General features: G+C 42.3%; 24 protein-coding genes. 17 read left to right on the top strand and 7 right to left on the bottom strand.

The window, feature by feature from the left end; all coding sequences use genetic code 11:
• Positions 1-11: 11 nt before the first annotated feature.
• Positions 12-902 (top strand): carbohydrate ABC transporter permease, encoded by an 891-nt coding sequence (locus CD03_RS0120860; RefSeq protein ID WP_027295296.1) that lies wholly within the window; start codon positions 12-14, stop codon positions 900-902.
• A 226-nt stretch (positions 903-1,128) separates the two neighbouring features.
• Positions 1,129-2,670 (top strand): ABC transporter substrate-binding protein, encoded by a 1,542-nt coding sequence (locus CD03_RS0120855; protein ID WP_197041684.1) that lies wholly within the window; start codon positions 1,129-1,131, stop codon positions 2,668-2,670.
• 411 nt (positions 2,671-3,081) lie between these two features.
• Here the strand turns inward: CD03_RS0120855 and CD03_RS0120850 are convergent, their stop codons facing one another.
• Positions 3,082-4,101, bottom strand: a complete 1,020-nt coding sequence (locus CD03_RS0120850) for a S1 RNA-binding domain-containing protein (protein ID WP_081820319.1) — start codon at positions 4,099-4,101, stop codon at positions 3,082-3,084.
• A gap of 320 nt (positions 4,102-4,421) precedes the next feature.
• Here CD03_RS0120850 and CD03_RS0120845 point away from each other — a divergent pair, with 320 nt between their 5' ends.
• The 6 genes from CD03_RS0120845 (at position 4,422) to CD03_RS0120820 (ending at position 11,414) form a co-directional block, all read left to right on the top strand.
• On the top strand, positions 4,422-6,074 hold the full coding sequence (locus tag CD03_RS0120845; protein WP_027295293.1) for a putative manganese-dependent inorganic diphosphatase: 1,653 nt from the start codon (positions 4,422-4,424) through the stop codon (positions 6,072-6,074).
• A 21-nt stretch (positions 6,075-6,095) separates the two neighbouring features.
• Positions 6,096-6,674, top strand: coding sequence for a flavin reductase family protein (locus CD03_RS0120840; protein WP_027295292.1), 579 nt, complete (start codon positions 6,096-6,098; stop codon positions 6,672-6,674).
• 208 nt (positions 6,675-6,882) lie between these two features.
• Positions 6,883-8,292, top strand: coding sequence for an ABC transporter substrate-binding protein (locus CD03_RS0120835; protein ID WP_027295291.1), 1,410 nt, complete (start codon positions 6,883-6,885; stop codon positions 8,290-8,292).
• Between the two features lie 81 nt (positions 8,293-8,373).
• Positions 8,374-9,240, top strand: coding sequence for a carbohydrate ABC transporter permease (locus CD03_RS0120830; RefSeq protein ID WP_027295290.1), 867 nt, complete (start codon positions 8,374-8,376; stop codon positions 9,238-9,240).
• 1 nt (position 9,241) lies between these two features.
• Complete coding sequence (locus CD03_RS0120825) at positions 9,242-10,066, top strand: carbohydrate ABC transporter permease (protein WP_027295289.1); 825 nt, start codon at positions 9,242-9,244, stop codon at positions 10,064-10,066.
• A 106-nt stretch (positions 10,067-10,172) separates the two neighbouring features.
• Entirely contained in the window at positions 10,173-11,414 is a 1,242-nt protein-coding gene (locus tag CD03_RS0120820) for a Gfo/Idh/MocA family protein (RefSeq protein ID WP_027295288.1), read from the top strand.
• A gap of 227 nt (positions 11,415-11,641) precedes the next feature.
• Here the strand turns inward: CD03_RS0120820 and CD03_RS0120815 are convergent, their stop codons facing one another.
• Both CD03_RS0120815 and CD03_RS0120810 read right to left on the bottom strand, forming a co-directional pair.
• The gene (locus tag CD03_RS0120815) at positions 11,642-12,856 is read right to left on the bottom strand and encodes a DNA polymerase Y family protein (RefSeq protein ID WP_027295287.1); all 1,215 of its coding nucleotides are present in this window, start codon (positions 12,854-12,856) and stop codon (positions 11,642-11,644) included.
• 106 nt (positions 12,857-12,962) lie between these two features.
• Positions 12,963-14,021 carry a uroporphyrinogen decarboxylase family protein gene (locus CD03_RS0120810; RefSeq protein ID WP_027295286.1) on the bottom strand — a complete coding sequence of 353 codons (1,059 nt, stop codon included), beginning with the start codon at positions 14,019-14,021 and terminating at the stop codon, positions 12,963-12,965.
• Between the two features lie 64 nt (positions 14,022-14,085).
• Between CD03_RS0120810 and CD03_RS0120805 the strand changes: the two genes are divergently transcribed.
• From CD03_RS0120805 to CD03_RS0120775, 7 genes are all read left to right on the top strand, one after another.
• The gene (locus CD03_RS0120805; protein WP_027295285.1) at positions 14,086-14,943 is read left to right on the top strand and encodes an AraC family transcriptional regulator; all 858 of its coding nucleotides are present in this window, start codon (positions 14,086-14,088) and stop codon (positions 14,941-14,943) included.
• A 107-nt stretch (positions 14,944-15,050) separates the two neighbouring features.
• Positions 15,051-16,442, top strand: coding sequence for an asparagine--tRNA ligase (gene asnS, locus CD03_RS0120800; RefSeq protein ID WP_027295284.1), 1,392 nt, complete (start codon positions 15,051-15,053; stop codon positions 16,440-16,442).
• A gap of 11 nt (positions 16,443-16,453) precedes the next feature.
• Positions 16,454-17,149, top strand: coding sequence for a VanR-ABDEGLN family response regulator transcription factor (gene vanR, locus CD03_RS0120795; protein ID WP_027295283.1), 696 nt, complete (start codon positions 16,454-16,456; stop codon positions 17,147-17,149).
• Positions 17,139-18,317 (top strand): sensor histidine kinase, encoded by a 1,179-nt coding sequence (locus CD03_RS34235; RefSeq protein WP_044289560.1) that lies wholly within the window; start codon positions 17,139-17,141, stop codon positions 18,315-18,317. Before vanR ends, CD03_RS34235 begins: the two co-directional genes overlap by 11 nt.
• Complete coding sequence (gene srtB, locus CD03_RS0120785) at positions 18,314-19,150, top strand: class B sortase (protein ID WP_027295282.1); 837 nt, start codon at positions 18,314-18,316, stop codon at positions 19,148-19,150. The genes CD03_RS34235 and srtB overlap by 4 nt, the downstream gene beginning before the upstream one ends.
• Positions 19,151-19,212: 62 nt before the next feature.
• Entirely contained in the window at positions 19,213-19,926 is a 714-nt protein-coding gene (locus CD03_RS0120780; protein ID WP_027295281.1) for an NAD-dependent protein deacylase, read from the top strand.
• A 12-nt stretch (positions 19,927-19,938) separates the two neighbouring features.
• On the top strand, positions 19,939-20,121 hold the full coding sequence (locus tag CD03_RS0120775; RefSeq protein WP_027295280.1) for a DUF951 domain-containing protein: 183 nt from the start codon (positions 19,939-19,941) through the stop codon (positions 20,119-20,121).
• A gap of 153 nt (positions 20,122-20,274) precedes the next feature.
• Here CD03_RS0120775 and CD03_RS0120770 read toward each other — a convergent pair whose 3' ends face one another.
• From CD03_RS0120770 to CD03_RS0120750, 4 genes are all read right to left on the bottom strand, one after another.
• On the bottom strand, positions 20,275-21,372 hold the full coding sequence (locus CD03_RS0120770; RefSeq protein ID WP_027295279.1) for an NADH:flavin oxidoreductase: 1,098 nt from the start codon (positions 21,370-21,372) through the stop codon (positions 20,275-20,277).
• A gap of 102 nt (positions 21,373-21,474) precedes the next feature.
• Positions 21,475-22,185, bottom strand: coding sequence for a DUF1361 domain-containing protein (locus CD03_RS0120765; protein ID WP_027295278.1), 711 nt, complete (start codon positions 22,183-22,185; stop codon positions 21,475-21,477).
• Between the two features lie 430 nt (positions 22,186-22,615).
• The gene (locus tag CD03_RS0120755) at positions 22,616-23,629 is read right to left on the bottom strand and encodes an IS3 family transposase (protein ID WP_027292091.1); all 1,014 of its coding nucleotides are present in this window, start codon (positions 23,627-23,629) and stop codon (positions 22,616-22,618) included.
• An 11-nt stretch (positions 23,630-23,640) separates the two neighbouring features.
• Entirely contained in the window at positions 23,641-24,060 is a 420-nt protein-coding gene (locus tag CD03_RS0120750; protein WP_027292090.1) for an HTH domain-containing protein, read from the bottom strand.
• A 1,156-nt stretch (positions 24,061-25,216) separates the two neighbouring features.
• Between CD03_RS0120750 and rpsF the strand changes: the two genes are divergently transcribed.
• Positions 25,217-25,504: a 30S ribosomal protein S6 gene (gene rpsF, locus CD03_RS0120745; protein WP_027295277.1), complete on the top strand. Its 288-nt coding sequence runs from the start codon at positions 25,217-25,219 to the stop codon at positions 25,502-25,504.
• Between the two features lie 19 nt (positions 25,505-25,523).
• Entirely contained in the window at positions 25,524-25,976 is a 453-nt protein-coding gene (locus CD03_RS0120740; protein WP_027295276.1) for a single-stranded DNA-binding protein, read from the top strand.
• Positions 25,977-25,985 lie beyond the last annotated feature (9 nt).

Genomic DNA, 25,985 nt, shown 5'->3' with positions numbered 1-25,985 from the left:
GGAAATTAGAAATGAGAAAAAGGACTTTAAAATCGGATCGTATTTTATTGGGCGGCTTCTATGTACTTTTGGGAATATTTTCCCTGATCTGCCTGCTTCCCATCGTTTTGGCAATCTCCGGATCGTTCTCAAATGAAGTTGAAATTGCCACAAAAGGATTTTCCCTGGTACCAAGAGGCTTTTCCCTGGATACCTATAAATATGTTTTCCAAAGCCAGGGAGATACGCTGCTGGGTGCATATGGGGTAACTCTGGCGACTACGATACTGGGAACCATCTTATCCGTAATTATTACAACTTGCTTTGCCTATGTTATTTCGGTTAAAGATTTCCGTCATGCGAACAAACTGGCGTTTTTTGCTTACTTTACCATGCTGTTCAGCGGGGGGATGCTTCCCTGGTATCTGGTTTGCACAAAGTATTACCATCTGGGAAATTCCTTGTGGGGGCTGATTCTGCCTTACAGTATGAATGTTTTCTATATGTATCTGATCAGAAACTTTATCAAGGGGCTGCCCTATGAACTGACGGAGAGTGCTAAAATTGATGGAGCCGGATATTTTCAGATTTTCTGGAAAGTAGTCCTGCCCCTGTCAAAAGCAGGAATTGTAACCATTGTTTTATTTTATGCATTGACCTACTGGAATGACTTTTATCTTCCGCTAATGCTGGTTAACAAAGATGAGTACTATTCCATGCAGTATATATTGTACATAATGAATGCCAATATCCAGTATCTGGCGACGAATCCAAATGGTATGGGAGCAGGGCATATTGTTTTGCCCACGCAGACAATCAAAATGGCAATTACCTGTATTGCCATCGGACCAATCGTACTGGTCTATCCGTTTGTACAAAAATATTTTGTAAAGGGTGTAACTGTAGGTGCTTTAAAAGGGTAGTGTGACATGAGGTCGCACAGAAAAGGGTAAGTGTGACACGAGGTCGCACAGAAAAAGGTAAGTGCGACACGAGGTCGCACAGAAAGGGGGAAGTGTGACACGAGGTCACACAGAAAAGGGGAAGTGTGACACGAGGTCGCGCAGAAAAGGGTAGTGTGACACGAGATCGCACAGAAAAAGGTAAGTGTGACACGAGGTCACACAGAAAAGGAGAAAAGGTATGAGAATGAAGAGTTTAAAAAAGGTAACAGCATTATTAGCGGCAGGGGCTATGGTAACAGCCATGTTTACAGGATGTGCTTCCTCAGAGGAAAAGAAGACAGCAGGTACAAATGCAGAAGCTTCCGATACTGCCTCTCAGGATGCCGATCCTGTGAAACTGGTGATGTTCGGGGAAGAATCTCCCCGCATGAAAGAGCTGATGGCCAATGAAATCCATCAAAAAGTATTGGATGAGATCAATGTGGACCTGGAAATCCAGTATCTTCCCTGGACGGAATATGCAGGGGGGAAATCGGAATTGATGTTTTCCGCAGGTGAAAAATTCATGTGCTACACCAATACGGAAGTCACTGCAAAAATGGTTGGAAAGGGTTATTATGCGGATGTTACAGAGCTGCTGAAGGATAATGCCCCGGAACTGTATCAATACTGTGACGAAGAAAATGCTGCAAAAGCATTTACCATTGGTGGCAAAATATATTCCATACCGGTTGGATATAAGCCAAATGCCGGTGAAGATTATCTCATGATGGTGAGAAAAGATTTGATGGATGAGGCAGGAGTATCAGAAATTAAAAGCATAGAGGATTTAGAGAATTTCTATACGCTATGCAAAGAAAAACATCCCGACTATATTGGCCTGGGGCGCGGTTTGAATCCTAAGGTGTTAAATGGAGCCATAGCATCTGACATCAATATGAACTTTATCAACAATTTTGCCATGACGGATGCTAATGCCCCGGATGATCCTAAAGTCTACAGCTACTATGAGTCCGAAGAGTATAAGCAGGTAAGTGAGATTGCAAAGCGCTGGAACCAGATGGGAATCATTCCATCCTACCAGCTGTCAAACGGAGAGCAGTCCAGCAGTGAATTTGCCGCCGGAAGAGCCATGTTTGCTGTAAGCTCCAATGACCGTATCTTCGAGATGATGGAAAGCGTCCGTTCCTCTGCACCAAATGCAGTATTTGAAAATGTATATCTGGGTGATACAGCCAAAAAGCCTCTGATGAGCTGGGGAACCTACGTTACCGCCTTTGGGATCAGTGCAGGAGTAGAGGACCCGGATGAGCTGGCAGCATATATCAAGGTCATTAACCTGTTCCAGAAGAACCAGGAATGGGTGGATCTGTGGATATACGGAATTGAAGGAACCGATTATAAGCTGACTGAAAATGGTCGTGTGGAAAGGATCTGTACGGACGAAATCATTCATAACTGGATGCCGGTTAATACGGAATTCCGCCGTTATCCAAGCTATATTACAGATGAACAGATTGAAACTTTTAACAAACAGGCAGAGGGAAGTATTACCATGAAGTCCACCAATTTCATTTTTGACACGGAGCCTGTAAAATCGGAGTATGCGCAGCTGCAGGCTGTAGAATCCGAGTACCTGAATCCCATCTCCAATGGATTCAAAGATTACGATGAAAATATTGATAAGGCAATTGAGAAACTAAAAGCAGCAGGACTGGATAAATTTATGGAAGAGCTGCAAAAGCAGTTTGATGCATTTATGAATGAAAAAGGGAATCAAAAATGAAAAAATGGTTTGGTCCGATTGAATGGCGGACGCTAGATGAAAGATATGCTTATGAGTATCAGTTGATACGGATGGGAATCTTAAAAACACCTGTGATTTGCCTCGTGTAAGATGCAAACCCTTATTTCCCCCATAAAATGAGGAGTGCCCCGGTGTCTGGTACACCGAGGCTATTATGAAAAAATTTATCTATATGTGTAATGAAAACATTACGCTATAAACCGGAAGTTATCTCTTTTGAAGATGTTTAAAGTATAACAATCAATTGTGAACGAAGTATGAACTCTAAGTGAATTTATTGTAAAAAATAACGAAAAACAGGTTCGTCAAGAACCTGTTTTAGTGAATTACGACAAAGTACCGCGTTAAATTGATGTAATATAAAAGTCAAAATGACAGATAGTTTGCCGATTATAATTTAATTTTAGCGAAAAGAGATCCCAGATTAGTTGAAACACTTTCTGTTTCAGGGAGATCGAACGTTTCTTCTGTCACTTCTTCCGCAGCAACATCGTTCAGTGCTTTCATACTAAGGCTGAGTTTTCCGTCCTTAATATTAATAACTTTTACCTTTACCTGATCTCCTACTGTAAGAACTGCTGCTGGAGTTTTAATTCTCTTTTCACAGATCTGTGAAATATGTACAAGTCCGGACAGACCGTTTCCGATATTAATAAATGCACCGTAAGGCTGAATAGACTCAACGGTACCTTCCGTTACAAGGCCTACTTCAACATTTGACACTTTTGCTTTTCTGTCTTCATTCGCTTTTTCTCTTAAGATTTCTTTTGCGGATAATACAAGCTTATTGTCTTCTTCATCAACAGTAATGACACGAACCTGGATTTCCTGTCCCAGCCACTCGTTCAAGTCTTCCACGTAATTTAAAGAAAGCTTGGATGCCGGAATAAATCCGCGGATGCCTTCTACATATGCAATGACACCGGCATTAACAACGCCGCCTATTTTTACGGTAAGGTTTGTCTGATTTTCTTTCAGCTCTTTTAATTTATCCCATGCCAGCACTTCATTAGCTTCTTTGCTGGAGAGCATGATTTGACCTTGTCCGCCATCTCTTCTGACAACGGTTGCGGAGATTTCGTCGCCAATATGAACAGATTCTTTCAGACAGCAGCTCGGGTCTGCACTATAATCTTCCAGACGGATCACACCTTCGGTGTAATATTTAAGGTCTAAAGTGATCTCTGTTTCCGTAACCCCGATTACGGTACCTGTAATGATATCACCTTCATGGATTTGTTTCAGAGAAGCGGTTAGCTCTTTTTCGTAATCAGCCATGCTTTCCGCTGCAGTCTCTTCAGGTACAGCAGTTTCAGCTTCTGGTGTGATGCCGGCAGCAGTTTCTGTTTCTGTTACGGCTTCAGCGGTTTCCGGTGTGGCAGTTGTTTCGTTGATTAATTCTTCTGACATATGATCCTCCTTATTTCCCACTATAGAATGATAAAACTATAACATTTTTGTATAAAAAAAGCAACAGAAATGGCTTAAAATGGGCAGAATAGGCAATACAGTGTTTGAAAAGCAAAAAGAAGTATGATATGATGAAAGTCGGATAATGACAAAGAATTATGTGAAAAATATAGTATGTGTACAGGATTGCAGAGGAATTCATCAGAATGATGAATAGAATCAAAGATGGCGGTGCACTGATAGAACATGAGGATATGAAAAAATTTAGTAAAAGAGGTAATTGAGAATTGAGTACATTAATCGGAAAGGATAACGATGAAATGCAGGAGACAATGAAGAAAAAAGTATATATCATCGGACACAAGAACCCGGATACAGACTCTATTTGCTCCGCTATCGCTTACGCAGATGTAAAGAATAAGATAGGTGATGCAATCTATGTCCCGAAAAGAGCCGGACAGGTCAGCGAGGAGACGCAGTTTGTTCTGGACCGGTTTGGAATAAAACCTCCGGGCTATGTTCCAAATGTGGGAACCAGAGTAAAGGATATGGATATCCGAAGAATACCGGGTGTCAGCCACAGCATTTCCCTGAAAAAGGCATGGACGCTTATGAAAGATGAAAATGTAAATACACTGCCGATTACAAAGGATAATAATATTCTGGAGGGACTTATTACTATCAGCGATATTGCACAGTCTTATATGGATATATTAGACAATGAAATTTTGTCTACGGCAAGAACCCAATACAGCAATATACTGGAGACCCTGGAAGGGAATATGGTGGTTGGAAATGAACATGCCTATTTTGTGAAAGGAAAAGTGGTTGTTGCAGCTGCAAACCCTGATCTGATGGAAAACTATATTGGAGAGGATGATCTGGTCATCCTGGGAAACCGGTATGAATCCCAGTTATGTGCCATCGAAATGAATGCCAGCTGTATTATTGTATGTGAGGGCGCTCCGGTATCCAGAACCATTCAGCATCTGGCTCATGAAAAGGACTGTGCGATTATCAGCACACCCCATGACACCTACACCGTAGCAAGACTTATAAACCAAAGTATGCCGGTCAAATTCTTTATGAAGAAAAATGACCTTCTGACTTTTGAGCTGGATGATTTTACGGATAATATTAAGGATACCATGGCGAAGAAGAGATACCGTGATTTCCCGGTACTGGACAAGCACGGCTGCTATGTGGGTATGATTTCCAGACGTAACTTACTGGGTATGAAGCGGAACAGACTGATTCTGGTAGATCATAATGAAGCTTCTCAGGCAGTGGACAACATTGAAAGTGCAGAGATACTGGAGATTATTGACCATCACAGACTTGGCTCGCTGGAAACCATGGCGCCGGTATTTTTCAGGAATCAGCCGGTTGGATGTACGGCGACAATTATTTATCAGATCTATCAGGAAAAGGGAATTGAGATACCGCCCAATATAGCAGGGCTGCTGTGTTCCGCAATTATTTCGGATACTCTGATGTTCCGCTCCCCAACCTGTACGGCAGTGGACAGAGACGCGGCACAGAGACTTGCACAGATTGCGGGAATTGAAATTGAAACCTTTGCATCTGAAATGTTTGCAGCTGGAAGTAATTTAAAGAAAAAGGCCCCGGAAGAAATCTTTTATCAGGATTTTAAAAAGTTTGAACTTAACCAGGCAAATTTTGGAGTTGGGCAGATCAATTCTATGAATGCTTCGGAATTAAAGGATATTAAGGGTAGGCTGATTCCTTATCTGGAAAAGGCACTGGGGCAGCATGGAGAGTCGATGTTGTTTTTCATGCTTACGGATATTATGAATGAATCCACGGAGCTGCTATGCTTTGGCGGAGATTCGGAAGACCTGGTAAGAGAAGCTTTTCATCAGCAGCCAGAGGATCATTCGGTATATCTGCCAGGGATAGTTTCCAGGAAGAAACAGCTGATTCCTGCATTTATGAATGCATTACAGCAATAACGAAAAAAGGGAGGTTGTGCTATGGGTAAACAGACCTGGAAGCCGGGCAATATGATATATCCGCTGCCGGCAGTGATGGTAAGTTGTGCCAGGGAGGGCGAAAAGCCGAATATTATTACGGTAGCGTGGACAGGCACGATTTGTACCAATCCTCCCATGGTTTATATATCGGTGAAGCCGGAACGGTATTCATATGATATGATTCGGGAAACAGGGGAATTTGTGATTAATCTTACGACCCAGAAACTGGCGAAGGCGACAGACTACTGCGGTGTCCGGTCCGGCAGGGATGTAGACAAGTTTCAGGAGCTTCATCTGACGCCTGAGGCAGCAGAGCAGGTCAAAGTTCCCATGATTGGTGAGTGTCCGGTTAACATTGAATGCCGGGTAAAAGAAATAAAAAAACTGGGCTCACACCATATGTTTATTGCGGATGTACTTGCAGTTCATGTAGACGAGGCTTACATGAATGAAAATGGTAAATTTGAACTGAATAAGACCGGACTTCTGGCTTATTCCCATGGTGAATATCTGGGACTTGGAGAACATCTGGGGACATTTGGGTACTCTGTTAAGAAGAAAAAGAGAAAACGCAGGTAATACAGAAACACGAATAGGCAGAATAATCATTTTTATAGAATACACTCTGAGGCAAGGGCAATAACCCGTTTGACGGTTATTGTCCTTATTTTGCGTGTAAGAATACTGTTCAAGATTATCCACATAAGAGTCTCACATTGTGCATTTCCAACCACGATGCCATCGGCTATAATGAACTCAACAATTCAAGTTAAAGGAGGAAACAAACATGAAAAAGAGAAAAATGCAGTTATTAGCAGGTGGAATGTGCCTGACATTAGCAATTGGATCCCTGGCAGGATGTGGGAATCAGAATACGAAAGATACGGCGGATACAACAGCAAAGACTGACGGGACGCAGACAGAAGCGGCAAAGACAGAGGATGGAAAATCAGAGGAATCAAAAGCTGAGACAACGGCTGGGGATAATGATGAAGGAAGTGGTGAGAAAGTTACTTTAAATTTTGCGGCATCACAAAACTGGATCGAAGATGTGGATAAGGAACTGGCAAAAGAGTTTGAGGAAAAGACCGGTATTGCAATCAATTTCCAGTTAAGTCCGGATGACCAGTATCAGACCATTGTGAAATCGAAATTGAATACAGGTGAAGGACCAGATATCTTCATGTCCTATTCCGGAACGAAATTAAAGGATTTTAATCCTGAAAAAAATATGGTTGATCTGTCAGGGGAATCCTGGGTAAGTGAATTAGAGCAGTGGGCAATCGACGGATGCTCTTACAAAGGCAGGCTTTATGCACAGAATACGGCTGGGGTGGATGACACCAACGGAGTTCTTTATAAGCCGGCAGTGTTTGAAGAACTTGGAATCAAAGTACCCACCAATTACGCTGAGTTTAAAGAAGCATGTGATAAATTACAGGCAGGTGGCATTACCCCGGTCTATGAATTTGTAAAAGATCTGTGGCATACCCATTACTGGATGGAAGGTGCAAGTGCCCTTGCGGCAGCAAACCATCCCGGACTTTATGATGACCTGAATACCAATAAAATCGGATTTGCAGATGTACCTGAATTTGTTACCGCATTGACACAGCTCAAGGAAATGGCGGACAGCGGATATTTTGGTGAAAACCATATGTCTAATATTTACGATAATTCTTATGATGCAATTGCAAGCGGCAAATATGGAATGATTATCATTCACGGATCTTATCCAAACGAAATGGTCAATAATATCGATGGCGTTAATCCGGAGGAATACAGCATGTTCCCAAGCCCGCTGGCAGATAACCAGTATGCGACCCTGACCGCTGGAGGAACTACAAAATGCATTAGTGCCGGCAGCAAACACATTGAAGAAGCAAAACAATATTTTAATTTCCTGGCAGAGAAACAGAACCTGGAAAAACTGTATAAAGAAAAAACAGTTTACGTTTCCTCCTCCGTAAAAGGGATTGAAGCAAGCCCTACAAAGGCATATAAAGACCTGATGAATATTGTCGGTGACAAACAGCTTCAGGGTGCAGAAGCAAGTGTATATTTCTATGACGGCGGCAAGATCAGCGAACTCTGCCAGGAAATGTTCACCGGTTCCCTGACACCGGAACAGGTATTAGAAGAGTATGACAATACCAGAAGAGCTCTTGCAAAAGATTCCGGTCAGGAAGGATTCTAAATAAAATAAGCCTGGTTTTCCGGCCGGTGTCTGGTACACCGGCTGTGTGAAAAACCGGAGCGGAGAAAGAAGGGAAGCTCAATGAATCATAAAAAAATATACCCGTCCTATTTTATTCTGCTTCCTTTGGTGTTATATCTGGTATTTTTCATAGTGCCAAGCGCCATGGGGCTGGCTCTGTCATTTACAGACTGGAATGCAATGAATGACGAGATCCATTTTGTAGGACTGTCACATTTTAAAGAAATATTTACGAACCAGAGATACCTGCTGGTTATCTTTACTACTATTGTTTTTGCCCTGGTCACCACCATCTTTAAGAATGCAATCGGGCTGGGAATGGCATTGGCTCTGAATAAAGGATTTAAAACCAGAAATTTTCTAAGAACAATCTTCTTTTTCCCGGTTATGCTCTCACCACTGATTATCGGTCTGGTGTTCAAATCCATTTTTAATCCGGAATATGGTGTAATTAATGGATTCCTGGGTTTCATAAGTCTGGACTTTTTACAGAGAGACTGGCTGGGGGATGTGAACACCGCTTTGGGAGCGGTAATCTGTGTGGAGATCTGGCGCCTGGTGGGACAGAACATGGTCATTTATATAGCGGGACTGCAGGCTATCTCCGAAGACTATCTGGAAGCGGCTTCTATTGATGGGGCAAACGGATTCCAAAAATTAATCTATGTCATAATTCCCCAGCTGATGCCGTCCATTACCATAAATCTGGTGCTCAATCTGATCGCAGGACTAAAAGTGTTTGATCTGGTATTTGTGCTGACCAACGGTGGTCCGGCCAGAAAGACAGAGGTTTTAAATACGGTTATTTATAAGGAATACAGTTCCGGAAGGTATGGATTTTCTACGGCGCTGGGAATGATTCTCTTTATTTTTACCTGTATTGTGGCATTTTCTGTTTTAAAAGGCATGACCAGGGAGGAGGATTGAAATGACAAGAAAAAACCAAATCGGGAGAATTGTAAAATGTATCGTTCTCTGGGGCTTCTCCATCCTTGTTTTTGTGCCGCTGATTATTATTCTGCTGAATTCCTTTAAGGCACAGGGTGACGCGGTAAATATGAGTTTTTCACTGCCAAAGCAATGGATTTTTACCAATTATCAGGAGGTTGTGAGCCAGGTGGATGTGTTTGGCGCTTTCCGCAACAGCCTGGTTGTATCTGTCTGTACCGTCATTATAGCCACAACCGGTGCAGCACTTTGTTCTTTTGTACTGTCAAGGAGGAGAACAAAGCTCCACCGTTTTATGTACCTGTTCTTTTTACTGGGACTGGTAGCCCCTTTGAATATGGTACCTGCCATTCTGGTTCTGCAGAGGCTGGGACTGATGGATACGCTGGCTGGGCTGATACTGCTGTATTCGGCATTGGTAACACCGTTTACCATATTTCTCTATTATGGGTTTATCGGATCGGTGCCCAGGGAAATCGATGAGGCTGCAATTATTGACGGATGCGGCTGTATGGGGCTTTTCTGGAAAGTAGTATTTCCACTGTTAAAGCCGGTAACCGTAACGGTAATCATTTTAAACTTCATGAATGCATGGAATGATTTTATCACTCCGTTCTATGTAATGAACAGTTCATCAAAGATGCCCCTTACCACAATGGTGTACAGTTTCTTCGGGCAATTCCAGAGAAGCTGGAACCTGGTCTGCGTCATCATGGTCTTAATTCTCGTGCCGATCATTGGTGTATATGCTTTCGGACAGAAATATATCATAGCAGGTATGACTGCAGGCGCGGTAAAGGGCTGATTCAAAAAGAAAAAAGGCTTATGTATCACAATGGTGCAAAATAATTATTTGCGAATAAAAAAGTACGAATAGACAGGGCGGTATGCCGGAGAGGAATGAAGCTTTTATGAAACAGATAAAGTTAGGATTAATTGGTGCCGGGGAAAGAGGGGCGAACTGTTATGCGCCCTATGCGCTTAAGTTCCCCTCAGAGGTAAAGTTTGTCTGTGTGGCAGAACCGTTGGCAGACAGGCGCAATACATTTGGGAAGATGCACCGCATTGCGGATGAGGACAGATACGAAGACTGGAAGGACATGATTGAGAAAGGATATGAACTGGATGGCGTTATTATTGCAACCCAGGACAGACAGCACTATGAGCCTGCGATGGCTGCGATACAGGCAGGATTAAATGTGCTGCTGGAAAAACCCATGGCGGAAACAGCGGAAAAAACAAAGGCAATCGTGGAGGCAGCAAAAGAAAAGGGCGTATTGCTGATGGTATGCCATGTACTGCGGCATACACCATTCTTCCAGTCAGTAAAAGAGACACTGGACAGAGGTGTGATTGGAGAAGTAAAGTCCATACATCACATTGAAAATATCGGGTACTGGCATTTTGCCCACAGCTATGTCAGGGGAAACTGGCGTAATACAGAAGAAACAACGCCAATGATCGTGGCAAAATGCTCTCATGATACGGATATCTTTAATTTCCTGCTGGGAGGGAAAAAATGTGAACGAATCTCATCGTTTGGTTCCTTGTCTTATTTCACCAGGGCAAATATGCCGGAACATGCTACAAAAAACTGTATGGATGGATGTCCCCACAATAAGACCTGTCTGTACTCTGCCTACAATTATCTGGATGACCGGGAAATGAGGCAGAACTTCAGGGATATTGTAATGCGGACAGATGACAGGGAAGCCTTTCTTACCCATTTAAAAGAGTCTCCATACAGCAGATGCGTCTATCAATGTGATAATGATGCGGCAGATCATCAGGTGGTGAGCATGGTCTATGAAGACGGGGTGACAGTGTCCTGGCAGGCATCGGCATTTACGATGGATATCAAACGCCAGACAAAGATTATGGGAACGAAAGGGGAACTGGAGGGAAGCATTGATGAAGACCAGTATGTGGTCAGGGACTTTGCCACAGGAAATGAGACAACCATAAAAATACATACACCCAGGACGTTACATTCCGGTGGGGATGAATGTATTATACGTAATTTTACCCAGGCACTGTTAAATCCGGATAAAGAAAGCAGGAGATTTGGTGCGGAATTATCGCTGCAGGGGCATGTTATGGCTTTCGCAGCAGAGTATTCCAGAAAACATGACGGGGAAGTTGTGGTATTATAACATAAAAAAATATGGATATTGCAAGAGGTTATCGAAAAATAGGAATAATCTAAAAATCATGGGGGAGCCATAAAAAGAGCGGCTTCTCCATGATTTATTTTTGATAAGATTTAAGTAAAATGCATTAGATATTTTACGCCTCAGCTTACAGACATCTCCGTTATCAGACATCTCCGTTATCAGACATCTCCGTTATCAGACATCTCCGTTATCAGACATCTCCATTATCAGACATCCTCCGGGTCATCCTTAGGCGGCAGCATACTTGCACGGGTGATGGCAGTATTACCAAACTTCAGCCGGATGGAATCCAATGCCTGATCCAGCTTTTTCTGTTTTGCGTTATCAGAGGCTGGTAAATCAAAGAGGCTTAGCTGCACCGGCGTATCGTCAGATACAAGTTTTGAGCAGCGGATTCCAAGAAGGCGTATGGGCGTTTGATCCCATAACGCATCAAATAGCTGGCAGGAGGCACGGTAGACTGCTTTTTCCGTATTGGATGGAGACAGTAGCTGCATCTGGTGGGATGATACGTTAAAGGTACTGTATTTTATTTCCACGCAGACATTTCCTGCAAGCTGCCCGGCTTTTCTAAGACGGCCGGATACACTTGCAGCCAGTTTCAGCAGAACAGCTTTTGCATCTCTGGCAGAGGTTACATCCATGGACAGAGTAGTGGAATTCCCGATTCCCTTAGCTTTTTCGGGAGTAGAGACCAGAGGGGTGCTGTCTATGCCGTTTGCGTATTCCCAGAGCATCTTTCCATGACTTTTTAAATGAGGCGTGAGCAGTGCCGGATCTGTTGCCGCCAGATCCCCAATTGTGTAAATACCAAGTTTATTCAGTGTTGCTACGGATGCTTTACCGGCCATATACAGTTCAGCAGCAGGCAGAGGCCACATCTTGGTCTGGATTTCAGAGGGAAACAGGGTATGAACCTTCCCGGGCTTTTCGAAGTCAGAAGCCATCTTAGCCAGCAGTTTATTTGATGATATTCCAATGTTAACAGTGAAGCCGAATTTATCATAAATGCTGTTTTTGATCTGTGTGGCTGCACTTACCGGGGAATCATACAGATGGGAAATCCCGGAAAACTCCATATAACATTCATCCACGCTCACCTGTTCCACATCCGGAGTAATCCCCTTTAGAAAATCCATAAGGCGGTGGCTGTATTCAGAGTAAAGGTTGTGGTTTGGGGGATAGATTAATAAATCCGGGCATTTTTTTAATGCAGCAGCAATGGGCTCACCTGTGTGTATATGATATGCTTTGGCTGGGATTGATTTTGCAAGTACAACCCCATGCCGGCTTGAACGGTCGCCTCCGATAATCGAAGGAATTAAACGAAGGTCAATCCCTTGCGGATTCTTTAAATTTTCCACAGAAGTCCAGCTTAAGTATGCGGAATTAACGTCTATATGGAAGATAATGCGCTTCATATGCTCACGGCCTTTCAAATAAAATATAATTTAGACAGGTTATCTATATCATATTATACAAGAACGTCCGTTCCTTCGCAAGGAAAGATTCGGCAGGCGCATCTGTTTATCGTTTACTATACTTTTCGTAGAATTCCTGATACCACAGACAGGCTTCTACAGGTGTATTTGGCGGTATATGGTTGCCTACTGCAAGAAAATAGCCCGGACAGCCGCGTCCCAGACCGATGCAGCGTTTTACTTCATTTTCGATGTATTCCCTATCCTTATATAATAGTGCGCGGGTATCCGCATTACCAATGATTACATGGCTTTTTCCGTACTTTTCACAGATATAGGACATATCGGTACAGGGCTCCATCACAAACCCATGGATTCCAAGGTCTGCAATGTCATCAATAAACTGTGTAAAGTTTCCATCCGAGGTAAAAAGGACTTTTTTGCCGCTTTCCAATAAAGGAGCCAGCAGTCTTTTGTGATTTGGGAAAATATAGGTGCGGTAAAAATCCGGAGATAAGAAGGCACCCGAACCCCAGACGATATCATCGTGAACCATGATTACGTCCGACTTACATTTCGCAAGTGCCTCAAAGTACTGCAGGTTCCAGGTTACATACCGGTTTATAAATTCTCCGAATTCTCTGGAGTCTATACCTGCAGCCAGCAGCAGCATATCCCAGCCCAGTATTTCGATGATGCCGGACATACAGGTCGTATACATACCGGTCATATTTACCGTATCGGGGTGTTCCAGGCACATTTTATCATAATCAGACTGAAAACCCTGAATCAGATCCTGGCTGTTTCTTCTGCCATAGACCTGATCAAAATCAAAATCAAATACATCTTCGGGTTCTTCTATAAAACTTTTTACTTCATTAGAGTAATCTACGGCATCAGCCTGATAAGAGGCATGCCCCATTTTCGTTTTCTTTTCTCCAAAAATTGAGTCAAAGGGGAGAATATTCCAGAAGAGACCATAATCCCATGCTTTTATAAATTCACGGGATGCGTTTGTCTGTTCTTCTGCGGTGCTCTTTGAAGAAACCGGAATACCTGTAATTTTTTGTACCAGGTCCCAGTGGAAATGTGCGGAATACTCTGTGCGGGGAATCCTGTCAGGCATTTCCAAATTAAGTGCGCTTAAACCATTTTGCAGTGACATATGGCAGTTTCCTTTCTATTTCTAAGATTATATGTTATGATCATTATATAAAAAGGTATCTGGAATGTACATGAAGATAACAGGAAGAAAGATGGATATTTTTGCTATGGAAGATAAAAAGTTTCGTATGATAGATGAAGATTTCAATGGTCTGCAGATAAAAATAATTGAACACGGACTTCTGTACGGGGATACAGACTGGAATCACAAAGAGGTAGTATCTCCTTTTAACCGTCTGTATTTTGTAATAAAAGGAGAAGGATGTATTGAAAATGGGGAATATCACCATAATTTAATCCCTGGAAATGTATATTTGATTCCGGCAGGGACAAAGTATAATTACATAGGAATGAGTGCGTTTATAAAGTTATATTTTCATTTTGAATTGCAGCGGCTTCCGGGAATTGATGTGTTTCAGAGTCTGGGCAGGGCAATGTCCATGCCATATGATACAGAGAAAACAAAAAGACTAATAGATCTCCTGGAGGGCGGGACGCTGGGTGACCAAATGTTTTTTAAAGGGGCATTAAATGAAATTCTTGGACGCTTCTATATAAAAATGAAGGAAGACGGTATAGCACAGATGGATTTAAGCGGATACTACAGACAGAAGGAAAGTCTGTATTATATAGAAAAGAATCTTTCGGCTCAGCTTAAAATAGAAAATATGGCGAAAGATATGCATGTGTCTTATTATTCACTGTCCCGGAATTTTAAGCGGGATACCGGAATTGGAATTAAAGAATATCTGGAAGTAATGCTTTTAAAGAAAGCAAAACACCTTTTGCTTACAACAGATCTTCAGCTTCAGGAGATTGCCAATGAGCTTCAGTTTTGTGATCCGTTTTACTTTTCCAGGTTTTTTCGCAAATACGAGAAGGTGCCTCCCAGGGAATACCGCAAAAAGAGATTGAATGGATAGAGAAGGAAATGTGAGAGAAAAATAGTGTTAGTGGCTTGCACACCAGCCAGGAATAGGCTATACTAGAAAAATAGTGAGAAAGAATAAAGAACAAAGGAGTTCGAACAATGGAATTGGTAACAGTTAGAGAGATTTATAAAGAAAGAGAAAAATATTTAGATCAGGAAATCCGCGTTGGCGGCTGGATCAGAAGCATTCGTGATTCAAAGACATTTGGTTTTATCGTTCTGCATGACGGAACTTTCTTTGAGACACTTCAGATTGTATATCATGATAAAATGGATAACTTTCAGGAAATCTCCAGATTAAATGTGGGAGCAGCCATTATTGTAAAAGGAACTTTGGTTGCCACACCTCAGGCAAAACAGCCGTTTGAAATCCAGGCAGCCGAGATTGAAGTGGAAGGAAACTCCACACCGGATTATCCTCTTCAAAAGAAGAGACACAGTTTTGAGTATTTGAGGACCATTTCTCATTTAAGACCCAGAACAAATGCATTTCAGGCAGTGTTCCGCGTGCGTTCCATGATCGCATATGCAATCCATCAGTTTTTCCAGGAGAGAGATTTTGTATATGTTCATACACCACTGATTACCGGAAGTGACTGTGAAGGCGCGGGTGAAATGTTCCGTGTTACCACGCTGGATCTGGATAATATTCCGAAAACAGAAGATGGAGCAATCGATTACAGCCAGGATTTCTTCGGAAAAGAGACAAGTCTGACAGTCAGCGGACAGCTTAACGGTGAGACTTATGCGCAGGCATTCCGTAACATTTATACATTTGGTCCGACTTTCCGGGCAGAAAACTCCAATACGACCAGACATGCAGCAGAGTTCTGGATGATAGAGCCTGAAATCGCATTTGCAGATCTGCAGGATAATATGATGCTTGCAGAGTCCATGTTAAAATATGTGATTAATTATGTACTGGAACATGCACCGGAAGAAATGGAATTCTTTAATTCATTTGTGGACAAGGGTCTGTTAGAACGTTTAAAAAGCGTGGCGGCTTCTGATTTTGCTCATGTTACTTATACGGAAGCAGTTGAGATTCTGGAAAAGAATAATGACAAATTTGATTATAAAGTATTCTGGGGATGTGACCTTCAGACAGAACATGAACGCTATCTGACGGAAGAGATCTATAAGCGTCCGGTATTTGTAACGGATTATCCAAAAGAGATCAAAGCATTCTATATGAAATTAAACGAAGACGGCAAAACAGTTGCCGCTATGGACTGTCTGGTGCCTGGAATCGGAGAAATTATCGGTGGAAGCCAGAGGGAAGATGACTATGATAAACTGCTGAACCGCATGAATGAACTGGGATTAAAAGAGGAAGATTACGGATTCTATATGGATCTTCGTAAATACGGTTCTACAAGACATGCAGGATTCGGACTTGGATTTGAACGCTGCGTAATGTACCTGACTGGAATGTCAAATATCCGTGACGTAGTTCCGTTCCCAAGAACAGTAGGTAACTGCGACTTATAGGAGGAATATAGATGGGGAGTAAGATATTAATCGTCGATGACGAAAGGGAGATTGCAGATGTAGTGGAGCTATATCTGAAAAATGAAAATTATGATGTTGTAAAATGTTATAATGGGACTGATGCGCTGGAATGTATTAAAAATGAAAAGCTGGATATGGCACTTTTAGATGTCATGCTTCCGGATATAGATGGATTTACAATTTTGCAGAGAATAAGGGAAGAGCATACGTTTCCGGTTATCATGCTGACAGCCAAGACGGAATATATGGATAAAATCAACGGGCTTACGTTAGGTGCAGATGATTATATTGCAAAGCCGTTTAATCCGCTGGAGTTAATTGCAAGAGTAAAAGCGCAGCTTCGCCGGTTTACCAAGTATAATGAGGGAAGCAAGTCCCAGGAAGACATTATTGATTTTGCTGGATTAGTGCTTAACAGAAGCACCCATGAATGTACTTATAATGAACGGGAGCTGACACTCACGCCGATCGAATTTGATATTCTTTGGATTTTATGCGAAAACAGAGGACAGGTAATTAGTTCGGAACAGCTTTTTGAGCAGGTCTGGAAAGAAAAGTATTACAAGAACAGTAATAATACCGTAATGGTTCATATTCGTCATTTGCGTGAGAAAATGAGCGGACCTACCGGCAAGACGGAATTTATAAAAACCGTTTGGGGAGTTGGTTATAAAGTTGAAAAATAATTATGGCAAACTAAAGAGAACAATATTGCTGAGGGCAGTCCTGGTTGCTGCCCTGGCTTTAGTGGTTGGAATTGTGATTGTGAAATTCCTGATAGACGGGGTATTTCAAAGCAGCTTTGCCAGCCTGTTTATCAGCTTCATGATGAAATTCAATATGGATTATGATACAGCCAATGAAATGTATGGGAAAATCTTTATGGATAATAAAGAAATTTTTCTGACTACGGGCTTTATCATTTTATTTCTTGTGTTCTTCTATATGGCGGTTTCTAAACTTACCGGTTATATGGATGATATCGGCAGGGAAATCGATATGATTCTGACTGATGAAGATGCGCCGATTAATCTGGTTCCGGAACTGGGCCCGATCTCGGAGAAACTTAACACTTTGAAAATGACTTTGAAAAAAAGAGAGTATGCGGCAATTGAAAGTGAACAGCGTAAGAACGACCTTGTGGTATATCTTGCCCATGATCTGAAAACGCCGCTGACCTCCATTATTGCATATTTAACAATGCTGGATGAACAGCCGAACATGCCGGAAGAGGAGCGTTTAAAATATACGCATATCACACTTGAAAAGGCTACAAGGCTGGGTGAATTAATCAGCGAGTTTTTTGAAATTACACGCTTTAACCTGCAGGACATAGTCCTGGAGAAGGAAAAATTGAATTTGTCTATGATGTTAGAGCAGCTTGCAGATGAAAGTTATGGCGTATTAGCGGATAAGGATTTAACTTGTTCTATCAGGACGGATGAAGAGCTGGTAGTGGACGGGGATCCGGACAAACTGGCAAGAGTATTTGATAATCTTTTAAGAAATGCTATCGCATATAGTTATCCCCGTACGGATATTAATATAGAAGCATTTCTCCAGAATGAAAACATTATCATTAACTTTCGGAATCAGGGTCCCCAGATTCCGCCTCAGAAGTTAAAGTCCATCTTTGAAAAATTTTACCGGGTAGACAATGCACGTTCCAGCCAGACAGGCGGAGCGGGGCTTGGGCTGTCCATTGCAAAGGAAATTGTAGAATTGCATGGCGGCACCATAGAGGCATTCAGTGATGCGCATTATACAACGTTTATTGTGCATCTGCCGGTTTACCGTGATCGAATGGCAAAGAGACGCCGTGTGCGCGGGAAGGCAGGAACAAAAAATATATGACAGAAAACAGAGATAGAAGACCGAAAAAGAGAAAACGGACAGCGGGAGATGTGTTCCGTATTATTGCACTGCTGATCGCAATTGGAGTATTTGTATATTCCGGCTTTCGTCTTTTGACAATATACCTTGAGTATAAAGCAGGAACTGATGAGTATTCTTCCCTGGAAGGGTTTGCCAATATATCCGGTAGTACTGGCAGTGAGTCTGAAGGATCAGATGTCAGGGTTGAAACCAATGAGCAGGGTGAAACAGAACGTTATATGGAAAGTCCGGTTGATTTCGCCGGTCTAAAAGCGATTAATAAAGATGTAATCGGCTGGATAAATGTAGAAGCACTTGATATCAGCTATCCAATGGTACGTGGAACAGATAATGACTACTATCTGCACCGGACATTTAAGAAGGAAGATAATTTTGCAGGCTCTATTTTCATGGATTATCTGAATAATCCAAACCTTAAGGATCAAAATACGATCATCTATGGGCACAATATGAAAAATGGATCCATGTTTGGAACGCTGAAGCAGTTTCATGAAGAAGAAGTGTTTGAAAAAAGCCATTATTTCTGGATTTATACGCCAAAGATGAATTATAAATATGAGATCTTTTCCTGCCATGAAGTAGGAGCAGTGAGCAATACCTATCAGATATCTTTTGCTAAAGATAAAGATTTCCAGGATTATCTGGATGAAGCTGTGGAGCATTCCGTAGTGAAAAGCACAGCAAAGGTTACAGCAAAAGACCATATAGTAACTCTTTCAACCTGTACCGGAAATGAAGCAACCAGGTTTGTGGTGCAAGGGGTACTTGTGGATTCTATTAAAGTGAAATAATTTAACAATCAAAGTTATCGTTATTCAAAGATATGGAAACAATAAGTGAAGGAGGAATGGAAATGGATAAAACAGAGCAATTAAAACAAATGATTGCAGAAAGCCGGAATGTTGTGTTTTTCGGAGGAGCGGGAGTCTCTACAGAAAGTGGGATTCCGGATTTTAGAAGTGTAGACGGCCTGTATAATCAGCAATATGACTATCCGCCGGAAACGATATTAAGCCATACCTTCTTTATGAGGGATCCAAAAGAGTTCTATCGTTTTTACCAGAATAAGATGCTTTGTCTGGATGCGAAGCCTAACACTGCCCACCGGAAACTGGCACAGTGGGAAGAAGAAGGAAAGCTAAAGGCAGTCATTACCCAGAACATTGACGGTCTGCATCAGAAAGCCGGAAGCAAAGAAGTTCTGGAGCTGCATGGCAGTGTCCATAGGAATTACTGTATGAAATGCAAAAAACCTTATGATGCCGGGTATATGCTGGAATCCAAAGGGATACCTTCCTGTGAATGCGGCGGTATTATAAAACCGGATGTGGTGTTGTACGAAGAGGGACTGGATGAGCAGATAATGTCCAGGGCAATATCCTATATTGCCAAGGCGGATGTGCTCATTGTAGGCGGTACGTCTCTGGCAGTGTATCCCGCAGCAGGTCTGATTGATTATTACAGAGGGAATAAACTGGTTTTAGTGAATAAAACAACAACTCCAATGGATCATAATGCGGACTTACTTGTGCAGGGAAGCATCGGGGAAATATTTGCAGCGATATAAGGAGGCAAAAATATGGTTTATGAAGTTGGCGATATTGTAAAATTAAAAAAGCAGCATCCATGTGGCAGCAATGATTGGGAAATCCTTAGGGTAGGCGCTGATTTTCGTCTGAAATGCATGGGGTGCGGACATCAGATCATGATTGCCAGGAAGCTGGTTGAGAAGAATACTAAGGGACTTCAGAAGAAAATGTAAGGTTGAAAATGAAATACAAAGTTATCTGATATTCAAAATCAAAAAACAGGAATGAGCCAAATTTATTCAGTGAGTTCGCTGAATAAATTTGACACATTCCTACCATAAGCTGGAACGCATATCTTAATATAGAAATCCTCAGAAAAACACATCTTAAAAACTTCCTTTATGAAACACAGTACAATAGTTTCCTTCCCTGGTCCTGCATTTCGAACAGTGCAGACATCTGGCAGGAGTCATATCTCCGTCTTTCCAACGTTTTATCAGGTTAGGCTCGGTAAGCAGTGCCCGGCAAAAACCAAAACCGGCAATACGGCTGTTCTGGAGCCAGTCCAATGTTTTGTCAAAATGAGAAACACCTCCCGTTACCAATACGGGAATGTTAACTTCTTCTGCAATTACTTTAGCGTATTCTATAAAATATCCGCCTCTTGTCAGAGGATAGCCGTCGAAGATTTGACCGGACATACTGTTCGCTTTCCCATGTATATTTCCGGATACTTCAATGGCATCAAATCCCATGTCCTCCAGTTCCCTGCAGATTGGAAGAACTTCTTTAAATGTCAGTCCGCCTTCAAAGAAATCAGAGCAGGTAATTTTAATTAAGATCGGAAAATCTTCTCCGGCTGCCTGACGGATTCCAGTATATATTTCACGTATAATACGTATTTGGTTTGTAATACTGCCGCCATATTCATCCGATCGGTTATTGTAATAAGGGCTTAAGAATTGATTTAACAGGTAAGAGTGTCCACCGTGTATCTGGACAGCATCAAAACCGCTTTCCTTAACCCGCAGAGCGGCTTGTACATATGCCTCTGTTACATAGTGAATATCTTCTTTTGTCATTGGAATCCCAATGGTACCGGTGGATTTCTCAGCGATATCGCCTGGAGCAAAAATCCTTCGGCTGTTTGTCTGATAGGTGGTTTTTGTGCCGCCATATGCCAGCTGCATCATAATTTTGGCACCATACTTATGTACGGATTTCGTTAAAGCCTGATACTCAGGAATAAAGCTGTCATTGTAAATCCCCATCATTCTTTCATTTGGCTGTTCTTCTTCCAAAATGCGGGCATATCCGGTGCAAATTAACCCAACTTCATTTTTGGCCAGTTCCGTATATATTTTCTTTTGTTTATTAGTGATGTGTCCTTGGTCGTCAGATAGAGCCTCCCAAGTAGCACTGCGCAGAAAACGGTTCCTGCACACCATAGAATTTATCTTAAGAGGTTCAAATAGCTGTTTCATGTTATCAACTCCTATCAACATAAAAATATATTACATTTAAATTGTAGACCCAAAAGGCTAAAAAAGCAAGAATTCATTCTGAAAAAGTACACGGACCTGTATTCATGAGTGTTGTATCTTTAACTCTGATCGTATCAGGCGGACTATAGTCAGATAAAAGAAAAATAGTAAAAGTATCACGGCTGCAAAGCAAAGGGTAAATTGTAAAACAAAGATATCCATTTCAGCCAAAATACCTTTTATCAGGCTTATGGGCTGTAAGATATCCCAGCTGTTAAAGCGGAGAAATCTTCCCAGATAGACACCGAATCCGCTCAGAAGAGAAACGGCTGCTATGCAGATCCAGGATATAAAATGTGAAGTAAATGATGCCGTCATATTTAAAAACAGACGAAGAGATTCCAATCCAAGAATAACTCCGTAGATACATCCAATCCCTATAGTAAACATTTTAAACCAAGCAAAAATATCCGTATTATATACGGTTCTACCTTTCTCTGACAGTTCTCCTGCTTTTTCTATCCATACCAGGCTGTCATTAGAAATATGGATAAAATCGGTAATGATATAGATAGAATTTGGGAAAAATAACAGCCAGGATAAAGAGAAAAGAGCAGCCCATAACTTCATTTTCCTGTTATAAAAATATATAGAAATTCCAATAAAAAACAGCGGCAAGGCAGCCAGTAAAACATTCCAGCCCAGCATTAAATATAATGTATGTGGGAATTTCAGGTACATCAATAAGCAGATGCACCAGTACAGGATCACAGGGTAGATGATAATATGATAGTTTTTTAAAGTTTTTAGCATGATCCATTCCTCCTTTCAGACAAGCTCTAGTACTACAGCGAACAATTTTATCTTATATTTGGGTTTTGTTGAGTAATGACGCTTTGTAGATGTAGGTAGTGTAAGGAAAGATGGGTGTGGGAAACTGGCATGGGCTCTGTCAGCTGGCCGCAGAACTGGTATTTTCTAACCTTTCCGAAGCGCTTTTTGGCGGCACGCGGGCATTCGCTGCGAAATCCTGATGCATTTCGCAGCTCACTGCCCGCTTAGTATCCGATGGGAGCCAGTCGAATACTATCCGCCAAAAAACACTTCGAAAAGGTAAGTAAATGAACTGTACCCTTTGTCAAGGACATTTTAAAAAGTGGGGCACTTTTTTCGCACCTTTACTTCCAAAGTATCCTGCATACAGGTACACCTCTTTAAATGTCATGGTATTCTATGAAATTTTTTAACTATCCGTATTTTTCTGATATAATTGGCATCCAAGTTCTTCCGGTTTTTTGGCTATGACCGGATGCGCAGGTATTTTGGGAACATCCAGTGGATATTCTCCAGTGATGACAAATTTATAAAACTCATTGGGTGCAAGCTTCGCCAGATGCCATTGGTACCGCTGATTATTATAATAAGCCATGTAGTCATCAATGACAGACTGTACCTCTGCAAAGCTTACGCATTCAGCCAGTTTTGCCTTGATATGGTCCTTCATATGCCCAAAGAAACTCTCCTGGGGCGCATTGTCCCAGCAGTTGCCACGCCGGGACATGGACTGGCGCAGCTTCTTGTTATAAAGTATATGAAGAAAACTTTGGCTGGTGTAATGGCACCCCTGATCACTGTGGATGATTGTTTCTGCTTGAAGTGAGATCCCATGACCGGCCACCAGTTTATTGACCGTTTCAAGAACAAAATCCACTTCCAGGGAGTCACTGAGCACATAAGAAAGTATCTGCCTGGTAAAGGCATCCAGGATGGTTGACAGGTAGGCAAAGGATCCGCTATAGGACAGATAAGTGATATCCGTCAACAAGACTATTCTTGGTCCATAACATTCGAACTCACGGTTTAGCAGGTTGTCCGCTACATTGCTGGTCCTTAGTGCCTTTGCCATTCTTTTATATGGATTTGGGCCTCGGTATGGACAGGAGAGGTGGAACTTTTCCATCAGCCTGCGGATTTTTTTCAGGTTCATGATCACCGGCGGGTTCATATGGAGCAGTTCCATATAGATGCCCCTGGCCCCTTTGGCATAACCATGCAGCCTGTAAGCGGCCAGAACCAGATCAAAATCCTCACGGTCCTTCTGTTCCTGAAGCGAACGGACAGGAGCTGCCTTTATCCAGGCGTAATAACCGCTTCTGGAAACACCGGCTATGGAACAGAGTTCTTTGGCAGAAAGGGAATTCTCGCTTTGCCGGATCGTTTGCTGGATAATCTCAAATATACAGGAAGAGTCGTTCATAAGCAGAGCACCTACTTCCTTGTAGTCCTGAGTGAGGAAATTTTTTTTAAGAACTCAACTTCCTGTTTCAGATAATCAACCTCATGCCGAAGCAGTTTTAATTCATCCTTTTCGGATGGCGGCAGATCAGCAGCCGGGGAGACGGAGCTTTGCATCCTGTGAGGGGAATGTCCTTGGTGAAACCCGCCATATTTATCGTACTGTTCCCGAATGTGTCTGGCAATGCTCCATACCCTGCGGTCCCCAAGGACGGCAGGATCATAGCCATGATCTGCGAGGATCTGCCGCGGAATCTCCCCTAACTGGTATTCCGAGTAAAAGATCTCCTTGAACTCCCTGGTAAAGGTTAATTGGAATTTGGACACCTTGTAGGTGTAAGGATTTTGACGAAGCAGCAGCATTTGTTCATTGGTAAAAGGGTTTTTGGTCATGGTATTCCTCCTGTTCTTAGATAAGAATACCATAAGCCAAGAGAGGTGTCTAAGCCAAAAGAGGCCTCAGCAATCATCCAAGCCAGTTGTCCCAGAAGCAGGGTATACCAGCAAGGCATGTCCACAATTGGGGTTCTGAAAGGTGAGGGGGTGTCCATTTATATGGAACTAATGGGAAGGGATGTCTAAAAAAATGGGAGCCCCGCTAAATAATGTGTCCACACTTATGGGTACATTATAAAATACTCAGCTCTGCTCTACGCTTCCTCCGCCCATACCAGTTTCCCACGCCCATCTTTCCGAGATCCAGGTTGTCGCCACAAAGCTGGTTTTCTCAGCCGAGTGGAGACCCCGGGGCTGTGACCAGCTGTTCGTTGTTGGATTCAGCAGAGTGTGTTTCGGCAGTTTAGTATGAATTGGGAGAAAGTTTAATTTTACTTGCTTACCTATCACAGAAGTAACTGGATGTAAGTACTATAACCATAAATATCTGCATTAGAATGAAGAATCCCACTACAGTGATAAGATCAAGCTGCTTTTAGCCAATAGCGTCCAGCATGTCACAACCCCGGGGGCCCATCATGCTGAGAAAACCAGCTTTGTTTCAACGAATGCTATCTCGGAAAGAGAAGGGGGCGAGCCAGGACATTGATTTGGAAGGCGTATAGCAGAGCTGAGTATTTACTTACCTTCCCAGAGGCCTTTTTGGCGGATACAATTCGACTGGCTCCCATCGGATTGTAAGCGGGCAGTGAGCTGCGAAATGCATCAGGATTTCGGAGCGAATGCCCGCGTGCCGCCAAAAAGGGCTCTGGGAAGGTTAGAAAATGCCAGTTCTGCGGTAAGCCTTCCAAACCAATGTCCTGGTCCGCCCCCTTCTCTTTCCGTACACTACCTACACCTACAAAGCGTCCCTTTCTTAGCTAAACCCCAATTTAAGAAACTGTTCGCTGTAGCTCTAGGCTTATTCTAACACAGGAAAGGTCTAAAAACTATTAAAATAAGTAAGAGCTGCAGATATACGCGAAAATTGGAAAAAAGTACTTGAAAAATTGCCAGCCTTATGATATGATTTTAACTTGTGATATATTATTTATTAATTTCCTTGCTCCCCACATAGATAGGGGGCCAGAGACCATAAGGAGGTGCCAAGAGCATGAACAAATATGAATTAGCCGTTGTTGTCAACGCAAAAATCGAAGAAGATGTAAGAGTAGCAACTATCGAAAAGGTAAAAGAATACATTACCCGTTTTGGTGGAACAATCACAGACGTTGATGAATGGGGGAAGAAAAGATTAGCTTACGAAATTCAGAAAATGAAAGAAGGATTTTACTACTTCATCCATTTCGAATCTGATTCAACATGCCCAGCGGAAGTTGAAAGACGTATCCGTATCATGGAAAATGTTATCAGATATTTATGCGTAAGACAGGATGCATAGATAGAAAAGAGGAGAAAGTATGAACAAAGTCATTTTAATGGGGCGTTTAACCAGAGATCCTGAGGTTCGTTATTCATCAGGAGAAAATTCCATGGCAGTAGCAAGATACACATTAGCAGTAGACCGCAGATTCAAACGTGACGGAGAAGCAACCGCTGACTTTATCGGCTGTGTTGGATTCGGAAGACAGGCTGAGTTTGCAGAAAAGTATCTTCGTCAGGGTATGAAGATTGCTGTTACTGGACGTATTCAGACAGGAAGTTATACAAACAAAGACGGACAGAAAGTCTACACTACGGATATTGTTGTTGAAGATCACGAATTCTGTGAGAGCAAGAACGCATCTATGGCTGGCGGCGAAGGGGGCATGCAGTCAGCTGCACCATCATCCAGACCGACACCAAGTGCGGCATCAGGAGACGGATTCATGAACATCCCGGATGGCATTGATGAGGAATTACCATTTAATTAAAACTAAAAT

The organism is Robinsoniella sp. KNHs210, assembly GCF_000686105.1.
Classification (GTDB): Bacteria; Bacillota; Clostridia; order Lachnospirales; family Lachnospiraceae; genus Robinsoniella; species Robinsoniella peoriensis.
Note: the sequence above shows the minus strand (reverse complement) of the source record. Positions and strands in the feature narration are given on the sequence as shown.